Source organism: Kitasatospora sp. NPDC017646 (assembly GCF_044329365.1).
Taxonomy (GTDB): domain Bacteria; phylum Actinomycetota; class Actinomycetes; order Streptomycetales; family Streptomycetaceae; genus Kitasatospora.
The window spans coordinates 99,414-114,717 of record NZ_JBIRJC010000014.1 but is presented as its reverse complement, the minus strand read 5'-3'; the positions used below and the strand labels follow the sequence as shown (position 1 = coordinate 114,717).

The 15,304-nt window shown below is 73.2% G+C and carries 12 protein-coding genes and 1 tRNA gene; 3 read left to right on the top strand and 10 right to left on the bottom strand.

Going from position 1 to position 15,304, the window contains the following annotated elements; translation table 11 throughout:
• Positions 1–335 precede the first annotated feature (335 nt).
• The 6 genes from thrB to ACH4J0_RS22630 all read right to left on the bottom strand — a co-directional run bounded on the left by thrB (position 336) and on the right by ACH4J0_RS22630 (position 7,902).
• On the bottom strand, positions 336–1,274 hold the full coding sequence (gene thrB / locus ACH4J0_RS22655) for a homoserine kinase (protein WP_396242318.1): 939 nt from the start codon (positions 1,272–1,274) through the stop codon (positions 336–338).
• Between the two features lie 366 nt (positions 1,275–1,640).
• Positions 1,641–2,738 carry a threonine synthase gene (gene thrC, locus ACH4J0_RS22650; RefSeq protein WP_396242317.1) on the bottom strand — a complete coding sequence of 366 codons (1,098 nt, stop codon included), beginning with the start codon at positions 2,736–2,738 and terminating at the stop codon, positions 1,641–1,643.
• A gap of 10 nt (positions 2,739–2,748) precedes the next feature.
• Positions 2,749–4,041, bottom strand: a complete 1,293-nt coding sequence (locus ACH4J0_RS22645) for a homoserine dehydrogenase (RefSeq protein ID WP_396242316.1) — start codon at positions 4,039–4,041, stop codon at positions 2,749–2,751.
• Between the two features lie 138 nt (positions 4,042–4,179).
• A complete protein-coding gene (lysA, locus tag ACH4J0_RS22640; protein ID WP_396242315.1) occupies positions 4,180–5,571 on the bottom strand; it encodes a diaminopimelate decarboxylase in 1,392 nt (463 codons plus the stop codon).
• Positions 5,572–5,726: 155 nt separating this feature from the next.
• Positions 5,727–7,388 (bottom strand): arginine--tRNA ligase, encoded by a 1,662-nt coding sequence (gene argS, locus ACH4J0_RS22635; protein ID WP_396242314.1) that lies wholly within the window; start codon positions 7,386–7,388, stop codon positions 5,727–5,729.
• A 94-nt stretch (positions 7,389–7,482) separates the two neighbouring features.
• Positions 7,483–7,902 (bottom strand): response regulator, encoded by a 420-nt coding sequence (locus ACH4J0_RS22630; RefSeq protein WP_396242379.1) that lies wholly within the window; start codon positions 7,900–7,902, stop codon positions 7,483–7,485.
• A gap of 181 nt (positions 7,903–8,083) precedes the next feature.
• On the opposite strand from ACH4J0_RS22630, the gene ACH4J0_RS22625 reads away from it, so the two are divergent.
• Positions 8,084–8,155, top strand: a tRNA-Arg gene (locus tag ACH4J0_RS22625).
• Positions 8,156–8,280: 125 nt separating this feature from the next.
• Here ACH4J0_RS22625 and ACH4J0_RS22620 read toward each other — a convergent pair.
• A complete protein-coding gene (locus ACH4J0_RS22620; RefSeq protein ID WP_396242313.1) occupies positions 8,281–9,261 on the bottom strand; it encodes a trypsin-like serine peptidase in 981 nt (326 codons plus the stop codon).
• Between the two features lie 237 nt (positions 9,262–9,498).
• Positions 9,499–11,205, bottom strand: a complete 1,707-nt coding sequence (locus ACH4J0_RS22615; RefSeq protein ID WP_396242312.1) for a DUF885 domain-containing protein — start codon at positions 11,203–11,205, stop codon at positions 9,499–9,501.
• 199 nt (positions 11,206–11,404) lie between these two features.
• Here ACH4J0_RS22615 and ACH4J0_RS22610 point away from each other — a divergent pair, with 199 nt between their 5' ends.
• Positions 11,405–12,157: a TetR/AcrR family transcriptional regulator gene (locus ACH4J0_RS22610; protein WP_396242311.1), complete on the top strand. Its 753-nt coding sequence runs from the start codon at positions 11,405–11,407 to the stop codon at positions 12,155–12,157.
• A 57-nt stretch (positions 12,158–12,214) separates the two neighbouring features.
• On the opposite strand, the gene ACH4J0_RS22605 is transcribed toward ACH4J0_RS22610, so the two are convergent.
• Entirely contained in the window at positions 12,215–13,066 is an 852-nt protein-coding gene (locus tag ACH4J0_RS22605) for a fumarylacetoacetate hydrolase family protein (protein ID WP_396242310.1), read from the bottom strand.
• A 273-nt stretch (positions 13,067–13,339) separates the two neighbouring features.
• Here ACH4J0_RS22605 and ACH4J0_RS22600 point away from each other — a divergent pair, with 273 nt between their 5' ends.
• Positions 13,340–14,074, top strand: a complete 735-nt coding sequence (locus ACH4J0_RS22600; RefSeq protein ID WP_396242309.1) for an MBL fold metallo-hydrolase — start codon at positions 13,340–13,342, stop codon at positions 14,072–14,074.
• Here ACH4J0_RS22600 and ACH4J0_RS22595 read toward each other — a convergent pair.
• A complete protein-coding gene (locus tag ACH4J0_RS22595) occupies positions 13,994–15,244 on the bottom strand; it encodes a serine/threonine-protein kinase (RefSeq protein ID WP_396242308.1) in 1,251 nt (416 codons plus the stop codon). The genes ACH4J0_RS22600 and ACH4J0_RS22595 overlap by 81 nt on opposite strands.
• Positions 15,245–15,304: the final 60 nt, after the last annotated feature.

Here is a 15,304-nt window from a genome sequence, read left to right as displayed (position 1 = left end):
GTCGCGTGACGGTGACCCGCGCTCCGCCCGTCCTGGCCTCCAGGTGGGAGGCCGCGGGTGGGAGTCAGGTGCCGTCACGGCTTCGGGATGCGGCCGCATGTCGCGCAGGCAGGCTGCGTACGCGCTGCGGTGGGCTCCCGGAGAATCGTCGCCCCGGACATCGCGGCGGCTCCACGGCAGTGGAGCGCTGGGATCGGGACGCGGCGCACCGAGCCCCGGAGGGCACATGGTGCAGCAATGAGATTAACACTACCGACCCCCTCAGACATTCCCCGACCTCGGGCCTGCCAATCGTGTCCGGACGGCCCGGCTCGCCGCAGGGCCAAACCAGCTGCTCAGACGTCCAGCGGGAGCACGGTGGCCCCGGTGCGGTCGACGCCCAGCCGGTGCGCGGCGAACGCCGGGTCGCCGCCGTGGCCGTGGTGCCCGGCGAAGGAGAGCACCTTGTCGACGCCCGCCTCGTCGGTGAGCGCCAGTACGGTCGGGCCGGCCCCGGAGATGACCGCGGGGACCCCCTCCGCACGCAGCGCGCCGACCAGCGCGGCGCTGTCCGGCATGGCGGAGGCGCGGTAGTCCTGGTGCAGCCGGTCCTCGGTGGCGGCGAGGAGCAGTTCGGGCCGCCGGGTGAGCGCCTCCACCAGCAGTGCGGAACGGCCCGCGTTGACGGCGGCGTCGGCCAGCGGGACGGTCTTCGGCAGCAGGCCGCGGGCGGTCTCGGTGAGCACCTCCCCGGCCGGGACGAACACCACCGGGACGACCTGCTCGGAGGGCTCCAGGGCGATCGCCTTGGCCGACTCCTCGTCGGTCCAGGCGATGGTGAAGTTGCCGCGCAGGCAGGCGGCGACGTTGTCGGGGTGACCCTCCAGCTCGGAGGCGAGGGCAAGCAGCGCGTCGTCGTCCAGCGCGGACGGGCCGCCGATGGTGACGGCGCGGGCGGCCACGATGCCGGCGCAGATGGCGGCCGAGGAGGAACCCAGGCCGCGGCCGTGCGGTATCCGGTTGGCACAGACCACTTCGAGGCCGCGCGGCTGACCGCCGAGTCGGTCGAACGCGGCCCGCATCGAGCGGACCAGCAGGTGGCGCTCGTCCCGGGGCAGCGTCTCGGCGCCCTCGCCGGCGATGTCGACGGCGAGGCCGGAGTCGGAGACCCGGACGACCACGTCGTCGTACAGGCCCAGCGCGAGCCCGAAGGCGTCGAAGCCCGGGCCGAGGTTGGCGCTGGTCGCGGGAACCCTGACCCGGACGGCGGCGGCACGGAACGCGGGACCGGCCATGCGGTGGACTCTCCTGGGGAAATCGGGCGGCGCGGAGCGCGTCGTCGGTGCGAGGGTGGGGAAAGGGCCGCGGGCCCCTCGGGCCTGGCGGTCACAGTCGTCGGCGCGGCCCGCACCAGGACGGGCCCGGGGCATGTGCCACACGGCCGAACCCAGAGTATCGAAGAGAGGTTCCCCAGTGGTACACCCCGTGGGCCTTCGATCTGGTGTGTTGCCGGTTCTGGCCGGAATGCGCACCCCTCCCCGTCAAGGAGAGGGGTGGAATCGGATCGGAATGCGCAGCGGAATTGACACAAAGGAGTCACTGGAGAACTTCGACGGGCCGCCCCCCGAAAGGTCGGCCCGTCGAAGTGTCAGACCCCGTCGTCAGTCGAGCAGTCCGAGCCGCCGGGCCGCCGCCTCCGGGTCGATCGGGACGACCTGCGGCTGCGGCGCGCCGGCCACCGCCCAGTCCGGGTCCTTGAGGCCGTTGCCGGTCACCGTGCAGACGATCCGCTGGCCCGGGTCGACCAGACCGGCCTCCGCCTTGGCCAGCAGGCCGGCCACCGAGGCGGCCGATGCGGGCTCCACGAAGACACCCTCCTGTGCGGCCAACATTCGGTAGGCAGAGAGGATCTGACGGTCCGTCACCTTGTCGATGAGGCCGCCGGACTCGTCCCGCGCGGCGAGCGCGAAGTCCCAGGAGGCCGGGTTGCCGATCCGGATCGCGGTGGCGATGGTCTGCGGCTTGAGGACGGGCGCGCCGTCCACGATCGGGGCCGAGCCGGAGGCCTGGAAGCCCCACATCCGCGGGGTCCGCGAGGCCATCCCGTCGGTCGCGTACTCCCGGTAGCCCTTCCAGTACGCGGTGATGTTGCCCGCGTTGCCGACCGGCAGGACGTGGATGTCCGGGGCGTCGCCGAGCATGTCGACGATCTCGAAGGCCGCGGTCTTCTGGCCCTCGATCCGCACCGGGTTCACCGAGTTGACCAGGGCGACCGGGTACTTCTCGGACAGTTCGCGGGCCAGCGTCAGGCAGTCGTCGAAGTTGCCGTCGACCTGCAGGATCTTGGCGCCGTGCACCAGCGCCTGGCCCATCTTGCCCAGCGCGATCTTGCCCTGGGGCACGAGCACCGCGGAGACCATCCCGGCCCGCACCGCATAGGCGGCGGCGGAGGCCGAGGTGTTGCCGGTCGACGCGCAGATGACGGCCTGCGCGCCCTCCTCCTTGGCCTTGGAGATGGCCATCGTCATCCCGCGGTCCTTGAAGGAGCCGGTCGGGTTGGCGCCCTCGACCTTGAGGTAGACCTCGCAGCCGGTGCGCTCGGAGAGCACCTGGGCGGGTACCAGGGGCGTGCCGCCCTCCAGCAGGGTGACCACCGGGGTGGCCGCGGTGACCGGCAGGCGGTCCCGGTACTCCTCGATCAGGCCGCGCCACTGGTGGGTGTGCGCGCCTCGGACGACGTTCTCGGCAACGGCGTTCATGGCTGGTTCCTTATTCCCCTTCGACCCGCATGATGCTGGCCACGTCCCGCACGCTGTCCAGCGCGCGGAGCTTGTCGACCGTCGCCGACAGCGCGGCGTCGGTGGCACGGTGGGTGACCACGACGAGCGAGGCGTCGCCGTCGCGGCCCTGCTGGCGCACGGTGTCGATGGAGACGCCGTGCTCGGCGAAGACGGACGCCACCTGGGCGAGCACGCCCGCCCGGTCGTCCACGTCCAGGCTGACGTGGTAACGGGTGACCACCTCGTCCATCGGCTTGGCGGGCAGCCGGGTGTACACGGAGTCCCCGGGACCGGTGGCCCCGGCCAGCTTGTTGCGGCATACCGCGACCAGGTCGCCGAGCACCGCGGAGGCGGTCGGCGAGCCGCCCGCGCCCGGGCCGTAGAACATCAGCCGGCCGGCCGCCTCGGCCTCGACGAACACCGCGTTGTACGCCTCGCGGACGGAGGCCAGCGGGTGCGAGAGCGGGATCATCGCCGGGTGGACCCGCGCGGTGACGGACTCGCCGTCGGCGGCCCGCTCGCAGATCGCGAGCAGCTTGACCACGCAGCCCATCGCCTTGGCTGAGGCGATGTCGGCGGCGGAGACCTCGGTGATGCCCTCGCGGTAGACGTCCGCCGCGGTGACCTTGGTGTGGAAGGCGATGCCGGCCAGGATCGCGGCCTTGGCGGCGGCGTCGAAGCCCTCCACGTCGGCGGTCGGGTCGGCCTCGGCGTAGCCGAGCGCGGTGGCCTCCTCCAGCGCCTCCGAGTAGCCGGCGCCGGTGGTGTCCATCTTGTCGAGGATGAAGTTGGTGGTGCCGTTGACGATGCCCAGCACCCGGTTGACCTTGTCCCCGGCGAGGGACTCGCGCAGCGGGCGCAGCAGCGGGATCGCGCCCGCGACCGCGGCCTCGTAGTACAGGTCCACGCCGGCCTCGGCGGCCGCCGCGTGCAGTTCGGTGCCGTCCTTGGCGAGCAGCGCCTTGTTGGCGCTGACCACCGAGGCGCCCTGCTGGAAGGCCGACAGGAGCAGCGATTTGGAGGGCTCGATCCCGCCCACCACCTCGACGACGACGTCGATGTCGCCCCGGTTGACCAGGGCCCCGGCGTCGGTGGTGAGCAGGTGCTCGGGCACCCCCGGGCGCACCCGGCCGGCCCGGCGGACCGCGATCCCGGCGAGCTCGACCGGGGCACCGATGCGAGCGGCGAGGTCGTCGGCCGTCGTCGTCATGATGCGCGCCACCTCGGAGCCCACCACACCACAACCCAGCAACGCCACCTTCAGCGGGCGCGTACGCATCATCCGACTCCGCTCTGCATTCTTTCGTGCTTCGGTATTTCCGGCGGTTTTCCGGTGCCGCCGGGAACTTCGGTCCGTACCAGTCTCGGGGACTTTCCGCACGGATCTACGGTCGTTCCATGATCTGAGACGAGAATTTCGTCATCCGATATCCAGGCGCAGGAGATCCTCCTCCGTCTCGCGCCGGACGATCACCCGCGCCGCACCGTCCCTGACGGCGAGCACGGGGGGCCTGAGGGCGTGGTTGTAGTTGCTCGCCATCGAGCGGCAGTAGGCGCCGGTGGCGGGAACCGCGATCAGGTCGCCCGGGGCCAGGTCGGACGGCAGGAAGGCGTCCCGGACGACGATGTCGCCGGACTCGCAGTGCTTGCCGACCACCCGGACCAGCATCGGCTCGGCGTCGCTGGTGCGCGACACCAGGGCCACCGAGTACTCGGCGTCGTACAGCGCGGTGCGGATGTTGTCGGACATCCCGCCGTCCACGCTGACGTAGGTGCGCAGGCCCTCCAGCGGCTTGACGGTGCCGACCTCGTACAGGGTGAACGCCGTCGGGCCGACGATCGCCCGGCCCGGCTCCACGCTCAGCCGGGGGGTGTTCAGGCGTGCGGCGGCGCACTCGCGGCGGACGATCTCGGCCAGCGCGGCGGCGATCTCGGCCGGCTCGCGCGGGTCGTCCTCGCTGGTGTAGGCGATGCCGAGGCCGCCGCCGAGGTCGATCTCGGGCAGTTCGACGCCGTACTCGTCCCGGATCCCCGCCAGCAGGCCGACCACGCGGCGGGCCGCCACCTCGAAGCCGGCCATGTCGAAGATCTGCGAGCCGATGTGCGAGTGGATGCCGCGCAGCTCCAGGCTGTCGTGACCGAGCACCCGGCGCACCGCCTCGGCGGCGGCGCCGCCGTTCAGCGAGAGGCCGAACTTCTGGTCCTCGTGCGCCGTGGCGATGAACTCGTGGGTGTGCGCCTCGACGCCGACGGTGACCCGGACCAGCACCTGCTGGCGCACGCCCTGGCGGGCGGCGATCGCGGCCAGCCGCTCGATCTCCTCGTAGGAGTCGACCACGATGTGCCCGACGCCGGTCTTCACCGCGTGTTCCAGCTCGTCCGGCGCCTTGTTGTTGCCGTGCAGCGCGATCCGCTCCGGCGGCATCCCCGCGGCCAGCGCCACCGCCAGCTCGCCGACGCTGCACACGTCGAGGTTGAGGCCCTCCTCGTGCAGCCAGCGCACGATCGCCTTGGAGAGGAAGGCCTTTCCGGCGTAGTAGACGTCCGCGTCGGCGCCGAAGGCGTCCCGCCAGGCGCGGGCCCGGCTGCGGAAGTCGTCCTCGTCCAGCACATAGGCCGGGGTGCCGAACTCGGCCGCCAGCCGCTTGACGTCGATCCCGCCGACGGTGGCCACGCCCTCGGCGTTGCGGGCGACGGTGCGCGACCACACCTTGGGGTCGAGCGCGTTCAGGTCGGCCGGCGGGGCCTGGTAGTGGCCCTCGGGCAGGACGTCGCCGTGGCGGGGGCCCGCGGGGTGTGCGGAGCGGCTCATGCGCCCACCTCGCTGCGCTCGGCGGGGCGTTCGCCACGCGCGGTACCGATGACTCGATCGCTCATGTCCGGGTTCCTTCGAGACCTATGGCGAGGGGCGGCGGACGGTCCCCGTTGACCGTCAGCCGCCCCCCGATGTGCGCTTGGGGGTGGTTCCTACATCCGCTCGGGCGCCGTCACGCCCAGGAGCGTCAGGCCGTTGGCGAGCACGGTGCGCGTCGCCTCGACCAGCCACAGGCGGGCCCGGTGCGTGTCCGTGAGCTCCTCGTCGCCCTTGGGCAGGAACATGCAGTTCTCGTACAGGCGGTGGTACTTGCCCGCGAGCTTCTCCAGGTAGACGGCGACCCGGTGCGGCTCGCGCAGCTCGCCGGCCGTGGCCAGCACGCGCGGGAACTCGGCGAGGTGGCCGAGCACGTCGGACTCCCACTCGGTGGCGAGCAGTTCGGGTTTGAACTGCTCGGCCGTGCCCTTGTCCACGCCCAGCTCGACGGCCTTGCGCGCCACACCGCACATCCGGGTGTGGGCGTACTGGACGTAGAAGACCGGGTTCTCGTTGGTCTGGCTGGTCAGGATGTCGATGTCCAGCGTGATCGTCGAGTCGGTGGAGGAGCGCGCCAGGGTGTAGCGGGCGGCGTCGACGCCGATCCACTCGACCACGTCGTCGATCGTGATGATGTTGCCGGCCCGCTTGGACATGCGGACCTCTTCGCCGTCGCGAAGCATCTTCACGAACTGGCCGATCTTCACCTCGATGTTGCGGTTCATGTCGTCGCCCGCGCAGGCCGCGATGGCCTTGAGGCGGTTGACGTAGCCGTGGTGGTCGGCGCCCAGCATGTAGAGCGCGACCTCCGCGCCGCGGTCCCGCTTGGACAGGTAGTACGCGGCGTCGGCGGCGAAGTAGGTCTTGTCGCCGTCGGCCTTGATCAGGACGCGGTCCTTGTCGTCGCCGAAGTCGGTGGTGCGCAGGAAGACCGCGCCGTCCTGCTCGAAGACGTGGCCCTGCTCGCGCAGCCGGTCGATGGCCTTCTCGACGGCGCCGGAGTCGTGCAGCGTCTTCTCCGAGAACCACACGTCGAAGTGGGTGCCGAACTCGTCCATCGAGCGCTTGATCTCGGCGACCATGAGCTTGAGGCCCTCGGTGCGGAAGACCTCCAGCTGCTCGGCCTCGGGCAGGTCGAGCACGCCCGGGATCGCGTCGGTGAGCGTCTTGGCGATGTCGACGATGTACTCGCCGACGTAGCCGCCCTCGGGCACCTCGCGGCCGTTCGCGGCGGCCTGGAGGGAGGCGGCGAACTTGGTGATCTGCACACCGGCGTCGTTGAGGTAGTACTCGGTGGTGACGTCGGCGCCGGAGGCCCGCAGCACGCGCGCCAGCGAGTCGCCGACGGCGGCCCAGCGGACGCCGCCGATGTGGATCGGGCCGGTCGGGTTGGCGGAGACGAACTCCAGGTTGATCCGCAGGCCCTTGAGGGCCTCGTTGCGGCCGTAGGCCTCGCCCGCCTCCACGATGGTGCGGGCGAGCGCACCGGCGGTGGCGGTGTCCAGGGTGATGTTCAGGAAGCCCGGACCGGCGATGTCGACCTCGGCGACGCCGGTGATCCCTCGCAGGCGCTCGGCCAGGACCTCGGCAACGGCTCGCGGCGGCTTGCCGGCCGCCTTGGCGAGCTGGAGGGCCACGTTCGTCGCGTAGTCGCCGTGGTCCCGGTTCTTGGGCCGTTCGACCGTCACGTGCTCGGGCACGGCGACGGCCAGTTCGCCCGCCTCGACGGCGGAGCTCACTGCGGCCTGGATTGCCTGGGAAAGGTCTGCGGGGGTCACGACGCCAAGCGTAGGCGAGACGGGGTGCCCGCCCGCCACCCGGTTTGCCGGTTGAGACGTCCGGACGGGCCCCGGCGCCGCCCGTCCAGGGGTGTCAGCCGCGATCGGTGCGCTCTGTTCGCTCAGGGCGAAACGCGGCGGGCCGCTCCCCGGCCCGCATCAGGCGCCGGACCAGGGCCACCAGGTCGGCGGGATCGAAGGGCTTGCCGAGGTAGCCGTCCACGCCGACCGCCTCCCCCAGATCGAGGTCCGCCGGGGTGCAGGCGCTCACGATCGCGATCGGCAGCCCGCTGGTGTCCGGGGTCGCGCGCAACCGGGCCGCCGTCCGCAGGCCGTCCAGCCGCGGCATCATCACGTCCAGGGTCACCACGTCGGGCTTCACCCGGCGGACGACCTCCAGGCACTCGGCGCCGTCGGCGGCGGTCACCACCTCGAAGCCTTCGAGCTCCAGGTTGACCCTGATCAGCTGGCGGATCACCTCGCTGTCGTCCACCACGAGGACCCGCCCGGACACTCCCGACACCTCACCGAGGGTATCGGCGGCCCCGCCGCCCCGTCCGGCCTTTGGGCACTTCCGCCCGCCGGGCCTGCGGGCGCCGCCCCGGCGATCTTTCCGGAAACCCGTGCACGGACCGCCCGCGAAGCCTGGTAGTGTTCATCACGTCGGAACGCGCGAGTGGCCGACAGACCAGTAGGCCCCCGTAGCTCAGGGGATAGAGCACCGCCCTCCGGAGGCGGGTGCGTAGGTTCGAATCCTACCGGGGGCACTTCGCAGGAAGTGCAACTGAGGCCCAGATCAGTGGAGTTGATCCACGGATCTGGGCCTTCGTCATGTCCGGGCGCGGTTCTGCGGGCCCCGCCCGGGGAGGGCGGGGCCGTCGGACCGGGCGGCTCAGGAGGCGTCGGCCTCGGCCTGGTTGTACAGGTCGGTGATGGTGTGGTCGAAGTAGGCGCTGTACGAGGTGTCGTCGGTGTCGCCGCCCTGCTGATACCCGCCTATGGCGCCGACCACGTCGCCGGTGGCGGTGTTGATCCACGGGCCGCCGCTGGTGCCGCCCGGGTAGGACGGGCACTGGATGACCCGCTGGTAGGCGCTCTCCTGGGCGGTGGTGTTGGCGCAGAGGTTGGGCTCCTCGGCGTCGGCGGGGTAGCCGTAGAGGCGGACGCTGGCGCCGAAGGGCTCGTCGGTGCCCAGCTTGTTGCCGCCGACCACGTCCTCGACGTTGCGGCCGTTGTTGGGGGCGGTCTCCAGGATCGCGAAGTCCTCGTCCACGTCGCCCTTCTGGGACCAGCCGGAGGCGGTGTGCACCGCGGTCACCCGCCAGGTGCCGTACGGGGCGGAGCCGTCCCGGTAGCCGGGCGCGAACGTCACGCCGTCGGTGCTGGTGAGGCAGTGCGCGGCGGTCAGCAACAGGTTGCCGGTGGCGCTGTGCAGCACGCTGGCGGTGCAGAAGTGGTTGCCGGGCGCGACCGAACCGCTGAACAGGGCGCCGACAGTGGCGGTCTCCCGGGCGTCGGCGGGGGCGGGGGCGGTCGTCCCCAGGACGGCGCTGTGCACGGCGGGGGCGGCGGAGGCGGTGGCCGACGGGCTGTCGGTGGGGGTCGGCGTCGGGGTCGGGCTGCCGCTCGGGGTGGTGTCCGCGGCCGGGGCGGGCGAGGCGGGCGCCGCCGTGGTGGCGGCCGGGGAGGTCGCCGGGGCGGGGGCGACGGCCCGGGTGCTGCGCGCCTCCTTCCCGGCGGCAGTGGCGTCGGCCAGGCTGAACCCGTGCGTTCCGGCCACCGCCGTGGCCACCACGACGGCGGACAGCGCGGTGAACAGCGCGGGGGCCAGCAGACGGTGGCGGCGCGACCCGTGACGGCGGTGCTGGCCCATGCCTGTCTCTCCTGCCGTGGTCGATGGCGTCTCGTTCGATCAGTGACTATGACGCCTCAGCCTGGAAGGGTCGTTACCGCAGGCTTGGAGCTCGATGAGAAAAGGTCACCGGGCCGGGAGTGTCGGACGCGCGCGAAGAGCGTATCGAGGACGGGCGCCTCGAACCCTCACCGGACCGGAGAACCAGGCTCCGGGACTCGCGACCGAGTCCCGGACCCCTGGCCCCGCACCCGCCCCTCAGAGTGCCGACAGCTCCGCGACCAGGTCGTCCAGCCCCAGCGAGCCCTGCGAGAGCGCCGCCATGTGCCAGGCCTTGAGGTCGAACTCCTCGCCGCGCGCCTCGTGCGCCGCCCGCGCCGCCGCCCGGCCGCGCAGCCAGGCGCGCTCGCCCAGCTTGTAGCCGATCGCCTGGCCGGGCATGCCCAGGTAGCGGACCAGCTCGCTGTCCAGGAAGTCCGCGGACAGCCCGCAGTAGCGGCCGAAGAAGTCCCGCGCGTGCTCCGGGCTCACCGGCTCGCCCGGCCGGTACGGGGAGTCCGCCGGGAAGTCCAGGCCGACGTGCATGCCGATGTCGACGATGACCCGCAGCGCCCGCATCATCTGGGCGTTGAGGAAGCCCAGGCGGTGGCCCGGGTCGGTGAGGTAGCCCAGCTCGTCCATCAGGCGCTCGGCGTACAGGGCCCAGCCCTCCATGTTGGCGCTCACCCCGCCGAGGCTCACCTGGTAGGTGGAGAGCCGGTCGGCGACGTACACCCACTGCGCGAGCTGGAGGTGGTGCCCCGGGACGCCCTCGTGGTACCAGGTCGAGACCAGGTCCCAGACCGGGAAGCGCTCCTCCCCGAGCACCGGCAGCCAGGTCCGCCCGGGGCGGCTGAAGTCCAGCGAGGGCTGGGTGTAGTACGGCGCGGCGGCGCTGCCGGGCGGGGCGATCCGCGACTCGACCCGGGTGACCGGCTCGGCCAGGTCGAAGTGGGTGCCCTGGAGGTCCCGGACGGCCTGGTCCATCAGGCCCTGCAAGTACTCCCGGGCGGCCTCGGCGCCCTCGATCGCCGGGCCGTCCGACTCCAGCCACTTCATCGCCGCCATCGGGTCGGCGCCCGGGCGGACCTTCTCGGCCTCGGCCTCCATCTGCGCGAACAGGTCGTGGAACTCGCTCCAGGCCCAGGCGTAGGCCTCGTCCAGGTCCAGGTCGGCTCCCGTCCAGTAGCGCACCCAGCGGCCGTAGCGCTCGCGGCCGACAGTGTCCGGGGTGCCGGCGGTGGCCGGGCCGTAGACGTCGCGCATCCAGTCGCGCAGCGCGGCCAGCGCCTCGGCGGCGGCCACCGCGTGCCCGGTCAGCTCGGCGCGCACGCCCTCCGGCGCGCCCTGGACAAACTCGCCGAACCATCCGCCGGGGGTGTCCCCCGCCAGCCACTCGCCGAACTGGCCGACCACCGTCTCCACCTGGCGCGGGCCGGACAGCAGACCACGCTCGATGCCCTCGGCCAGGGTCTGCCGGTACTGCTCCAGCGCCAGCGGGAACCGGGCCAGCCGACGGCCGATCAGCTGCCACTCGGCCTCGGTGCCGGTGGCCATCAGGGTGAAGGCCTCCCGGGTGTTGTGCACCGGGGAGCCCAGGTTGCGCACCGCGCGGTACTCCTCCCCCGCGTCGTGGACGGCGAGTTCGGCGGTCAGCCGCTCGCGCAGCAGCCGGGCGCAGCGGCGCTCGGCCTCGTCCTCGGCGGCGCCGGCCCGCTCGGCCTCGTCCAGCCGGGCCAGGGTGCGGCGGGCGAGGTCGGCGATCGCCTCGGACCCGGCCGGGGACAGGTCGGGCAGCCGGTCGTCCTCCGGGTTGAGACCGAGGTAGACCGCGGTGAGCGGGTCGAGGTCGGCCAGGGCCTGGACGTAACCGTCGGCGATGCGGCGGGGGGTGTCGCCGCCGGAGTTGATCAGTTCTTCAGCCATCCGGACATCATCGCGTCGCCCGGGCCGATTGCAAGCCCCCGGCACGGACCGTTGACCTGCTGCGGTCCGCGCTCTGACGGACGGTGAGTCGGCCGGCGGGCGGCGCCGTCGCGGCTCCGCGGCGGCACAAACACCCGTTCGGAAAGATCCTCCGCCCGACAGGTTCCGATCGGTCCGACGCCCATTACGCTGAGGCTCCATGGAAGCCCGCCCCACCACGGCAACCGAGCCGGCCGCCCCCGCACCGCGCCCGCGCCGCTCCGGCTACCGGCGGCTGCCGGTCGAACAGCGGCGCGAACAGCTGATCGCCGTCGCCCTGGAGCTGTTCGCCTCCCGGCCGCCCGAGGAGGTCGGGCTGGACGACGTCGCCGAGGCCGCAGGCGCCTCCCGACCCCTGGTCTACCGCTACTTCGCGGGCGGCAAGCAGCAGTTGTACGAGGCCGCGCTGCGCACCGCGGCGGACGAGCTCACCAGCCGATTCGCCGTACCGCTGACCGGGACTCCGTCCGAACAGCTGGCGTCCGTACTGGACGGCTACTTCGCCTTCGTGGCCGAGCACGACGCGGGCTACTCGGCGCTGCTGCGCGGCGGTTCGGTGGTGGAGACGGCCCGGACCTCGGCGATCGTCGACGACGTCCGGCGGGCGGCGCTCAAGCGGACCCTGCGGCACCTGGGGGTGCGGGAGGCCGGGCCGCGGCTGACACTGCTGGTGCGCTCGTGGATCGCGGTGGTCGAGGGGGCGTCGCTGAGCTGGCTGGACGAGGGCCGCACGCTGCCGGTGGACGGACTGCGGGACTGGCTGGTGGACCAGTTCACGGCGATGGCGGCCGCGACGGCCCTGCACGATCCGCAGACGGCGGAGGTGCTGGCCGGGCTGCTCGCGCTGGAGGGGCCGCGGGCGGAACGGGCCGAGCGGCTGCGGGCGGTGCTGGACACACCGGACCGGCCCTAGCGGCCTTCCCGACCCCCGTGCCAAGGGTCGGGGCGGCCCGGCAACCGGAGCCCGTGCCTAGGCCTTGCCGAGCACCTGGCGCTGGCGGCCGAGGCCGTCGATCTCGATCTCGACGACGTCACCCGGGGCGAGGAAGGGCGTGCCGGGGCGGCCCAGGGTGACCCCGGCCGGGGTGCCGGTGATGATCACGTCGCCGGGCTCCAGCACCATGAACTGGCTTGCGTAGCGCACGAGTTCGAGCACCGGGAAGATCATCTCCGCGGTGTTCCCGTGCTGCCGATGCTCGCCGTTGACCCAGAGCCGCAGCGCCAGCGCCTGCGGGTCGGCCACCTCGTCGGCGGTGACCAGCCAGGGCCCGAGCGGCGTGAAGGTCTCAGCCGACTTGCCCTTGTCCCACTGGCCGCCGCGCTCGAACTGGAAGGCCCGCTCGGTGACGTCGTTGGCGATCGTGTAGCCGGCGATCACTCCGGCGGCCTCGGCGTGCGAGTCCAGGTAGCGGGCGGTGCGGCCGATCACGACGGCCAGCTCGGCCTCGTAGTCGGTCTTCTCGCCGCCGCGCGGCACCAGCACCTCGTCGTACGGGCCGACCACGGTGGAGCTCGGCTTGAGGAAGATCACCGGCTCGGCCGGGATCGCGGCCCCGGCCTCGGCCGCGTGGTCGCGGTAGTTGAGCCCGATGCCGACCACCTTGCCCGGCCGGGCCACCGGCGCACCCACCCGCAGGCCGTCCAGGTCCACCACCGGCAGCGCACCGGCGGCCGCCTCGCGGGCCAGCGCGGCGGTGTCCAGCCCGGCCAGGAAGGCCCCGTCGAGGTCGCGGGCCCGCCCGGAGAGGTCGTACGCGGTGCCGTCCTCGCCCAGCACGGCCGGGCGCTCGGCGCCCGGGGGTCCGACGCGGAGGAGCTTCATCGATCCGTCACCAGCCTTTCGTCGCAGCTCACCGGGGCGGCGCGGACACCGCTCCCGAGTCCGGCAACGAGGTATATCAACGGGCCGGGCCGGTGGACCAGACCGTCCCGATGGGCGGATTCCCATCAAATCGCACAGCGGCGCGGGGCCGCGAATCGGTGGCCCCTACGGTTGACACCCCCGGGAACGGGGCCGATCTGCCAGGAGCGAAGTCCTGAACGCCCAGGGCGAACGACGGTGTGCCGGGGCGCCGCGGGGCGCAGGATCAGGGGCATGGAGATCACCCGGGTACGCGACGAGTTGCACATGATCACCCTGGAGTTCGGCACCGCCTACCTCTGGCGGGACGACCACGGACTGACCCTGGTCGACACCGGCATCGCCGGATCGGCGGACGGGATCGAGCAGGCCGTCCGCGCGCTCGGGCTGGAGCCGGGGACGGTGCGCCGGATCGTGCTCACCCACCACCACGAGGACCACACCGGTTCCGCCGCCGAGCTGGCCCGCCGCTGGAGCGCGGAGGTGGTGGCGCACCGGCTGGAGGCGCCGGTGGTCCGGCGCGAGCAGCCGGCCGCACCGCCGGTGCTCAGCCCCTTCGAGCAGCAGCTGTGGGACGGCCTGCCGCCGATCCCGCCCGCCGAACCCTGCCCGGTGCACCGCGAGGTCGAGGACGGGGACGTGCTGGACATCGGCGGCGGCGCGGTGGTCGTGCACGTCCCCGGCCACACCGACGGCAGCATCGCGCTGCACCTGCCCGGGCCCGGGGTCCTGTTCACCGGGGACATCGCGTCCAACGTCCAGGGGCGGACCCGGCCCGGGGTGTTCCACACCGACCCGGCGCGGGCCCTCGCCTCCTTCCACCGGCTGGCCGCGCTGCCGGTGGAGACGGCGGTCTTCGGGCACGGCGACCCGATCGCCGCGGGTGCCTCAGCCGCGCTGCGCGCCGCCGCAGCCGCCGCCCCGGCCGCCCCCGCCGACGCCACCGCCGAGCAGCACCCGGGCGCTTAGCGCCGCCCGCGCCGTGCCCGGTCCGAGCCGGACGGCCTCCCGCTGCCAGTGCGCGAGGTCGCGCCGCAGGTCGGCCCGGGCCTCCCCGGCGGTGCCCGGCTCCGCGGCCAGCGCCTCCAGCAGCGCGACGGCGGCGCCCCGGCTGCCGTCCCGGGCCAGCCAGAGGGCCAGGTCGTGGCAGGTGCGCAGGGTGCGCGGGTCGGCCGGGCCGCAGATCCGGGCGAAGTCGGGGACCAGCCGCGCCAGGATCTCCACGGCCTCCCCGGCCCGGCCCTCGACACCGTGCCGCCAGGCCAGGTCGGCCCGGCGGCGCAGCTGCTCCGGGCTGGGGTCGTCCGGCCGCAGCATCCCCGGCCGGATCCGGCGCAGCCGCTCCAGCACCTCGGCGGCGTCGGCCGGCCGGTCCGCGGGCCGCTTGGCGAGCAGCTGGGCGACCAGCTCGGCCAGCTCCGGGTCCTTGCCGCGCAGCCGGGGCGGGATCTCGTCCATGTGCTTGTGCATGTACTCGTACGGCGAGTCGGCGCGGAACGGCCGCCGGCCGGTGCTGACCTCGTACAGCATCACGCCGAAGGCGTAGAGGTCGGCCCGGCCGTCCACGGTGCCGCCGGACCAGCACTCGGGCGCCAGGTACGGGACGGTGCCGACCACGCTGCCGGTCGAGGTGAGCCCGGTGGACTGGGTGAGCAGCCGGGCGATGCCGAAGTCCAGCACCTTGGCGCGGTCCCCGCCGTCCGCGATCATCACGTTCTCGGGCTTGATGTCCCGGTGCACGACCCCGCTGCGGTGCGCGGCGTCCAGCGCCTCGCAGACCTGCGCCATCCAGGCGAGCGCCCGCCCGTGGTCCGGCAGGCCGGCCTTGAGGACCGCGGACAGCGGGCGGCCGCGGACCAGCTCCATCACCAGGTAGTGGATCTCCCCGGCGGCGTCGCCGACCCGGCCGTAGTCGTGCACCGTGACGATGTGCGGGTGGGACAGGTTGCCGGCCAGCTTGGCCTCGCGGACGAACCGCCCGACGGCCTCCCGGTCGGCGGCGTGCTCGGCCAGCAGCAGCTTCACCGCGACCGGCCGGTCCAGCACGGTGTCGGTCGCCCGCCAGACCACGCCGAAGCCGCCCCTGCCCAGCCACTCGTCCAGCCGGAAGCGACCGCCGAGCACCTCGCCCTTGTGCATGCCCTCCCCCAACTCGACCGCATCCGGACGGCGTTCGCCGCCGGAGGGGTCGGAGGGGTC

Coding starts and splice junctions, on each gene's coding strand:
- thrB (WP_396242318.1), bottom strand. CDS start 1,274: ATGGCCGGTCCCGCGTTCCGTGCCGCCGCCGTCCGGGTCAGGGTTCCC.
- thrC (WP_396242317.1), bottom strand. CDS start 2,738: ATGAACGCCGTTGCCGAGAACGTCGTCCGAGGCGCGCACACCCACCAG.
- ACH4J0_RS22645 (WP_396242316.1), bottom strand. CDS start 4,041: ATGATGCGTACGCGCCCGCTGAAGGTGGCGTTGCTGGGTTGTGGTGTG.
- lysA (WP_396242315.1), bottom strand. CDS start 5,571: ATGAGCCGCTCCGCACACCCCGCGGGCCCCCGCCACGGCGACGTCCTG.
- ACH4J0_RS22620 (WP_396242313.1), bottom strand. CDS start 9,261: ATGGGCCAGCACCGCCGTCACGGGTCGCGCCGCCACCGTCTGCTGGCC.
- ACH4J0_RS22615 (WP_396242312.1), bottom strand. CDS start 11,205: ATGGCTGAAGAACTGATCAACTCCGGCGGCGACACCCCCCGCCGCATC.
- ACH4J0_RS22610 (WP_396242311.1), top strand. CDS start 11,405: ATGGAAGCCCGCCCCACCACGGCAACCGAGCCGGCCGCCCCCGCACCG.
- ACH4J0_RS22605 (WP_396242310.1), bottom strand. CDS start 13,066: ATGAAGCTCCTCCGCGTCGGACCCCCGGGCGCCGAGCGCCCGGCCGTG.
- ACH4J0_RS22600 (WP_396242309.1), top strand. CDS start 13,340: ATGGAGATCACCCGGGTACGCGACGAGTTGCACATGATCACCCTGGAG.
- ACH4J0_RS22595 (WP_396242308.1), bottom strand. CDS start 15,244: ATGCACAAGGGCGAGGTGCTCGGCGGTCGCTTCCGGCTGGACGAGTGG.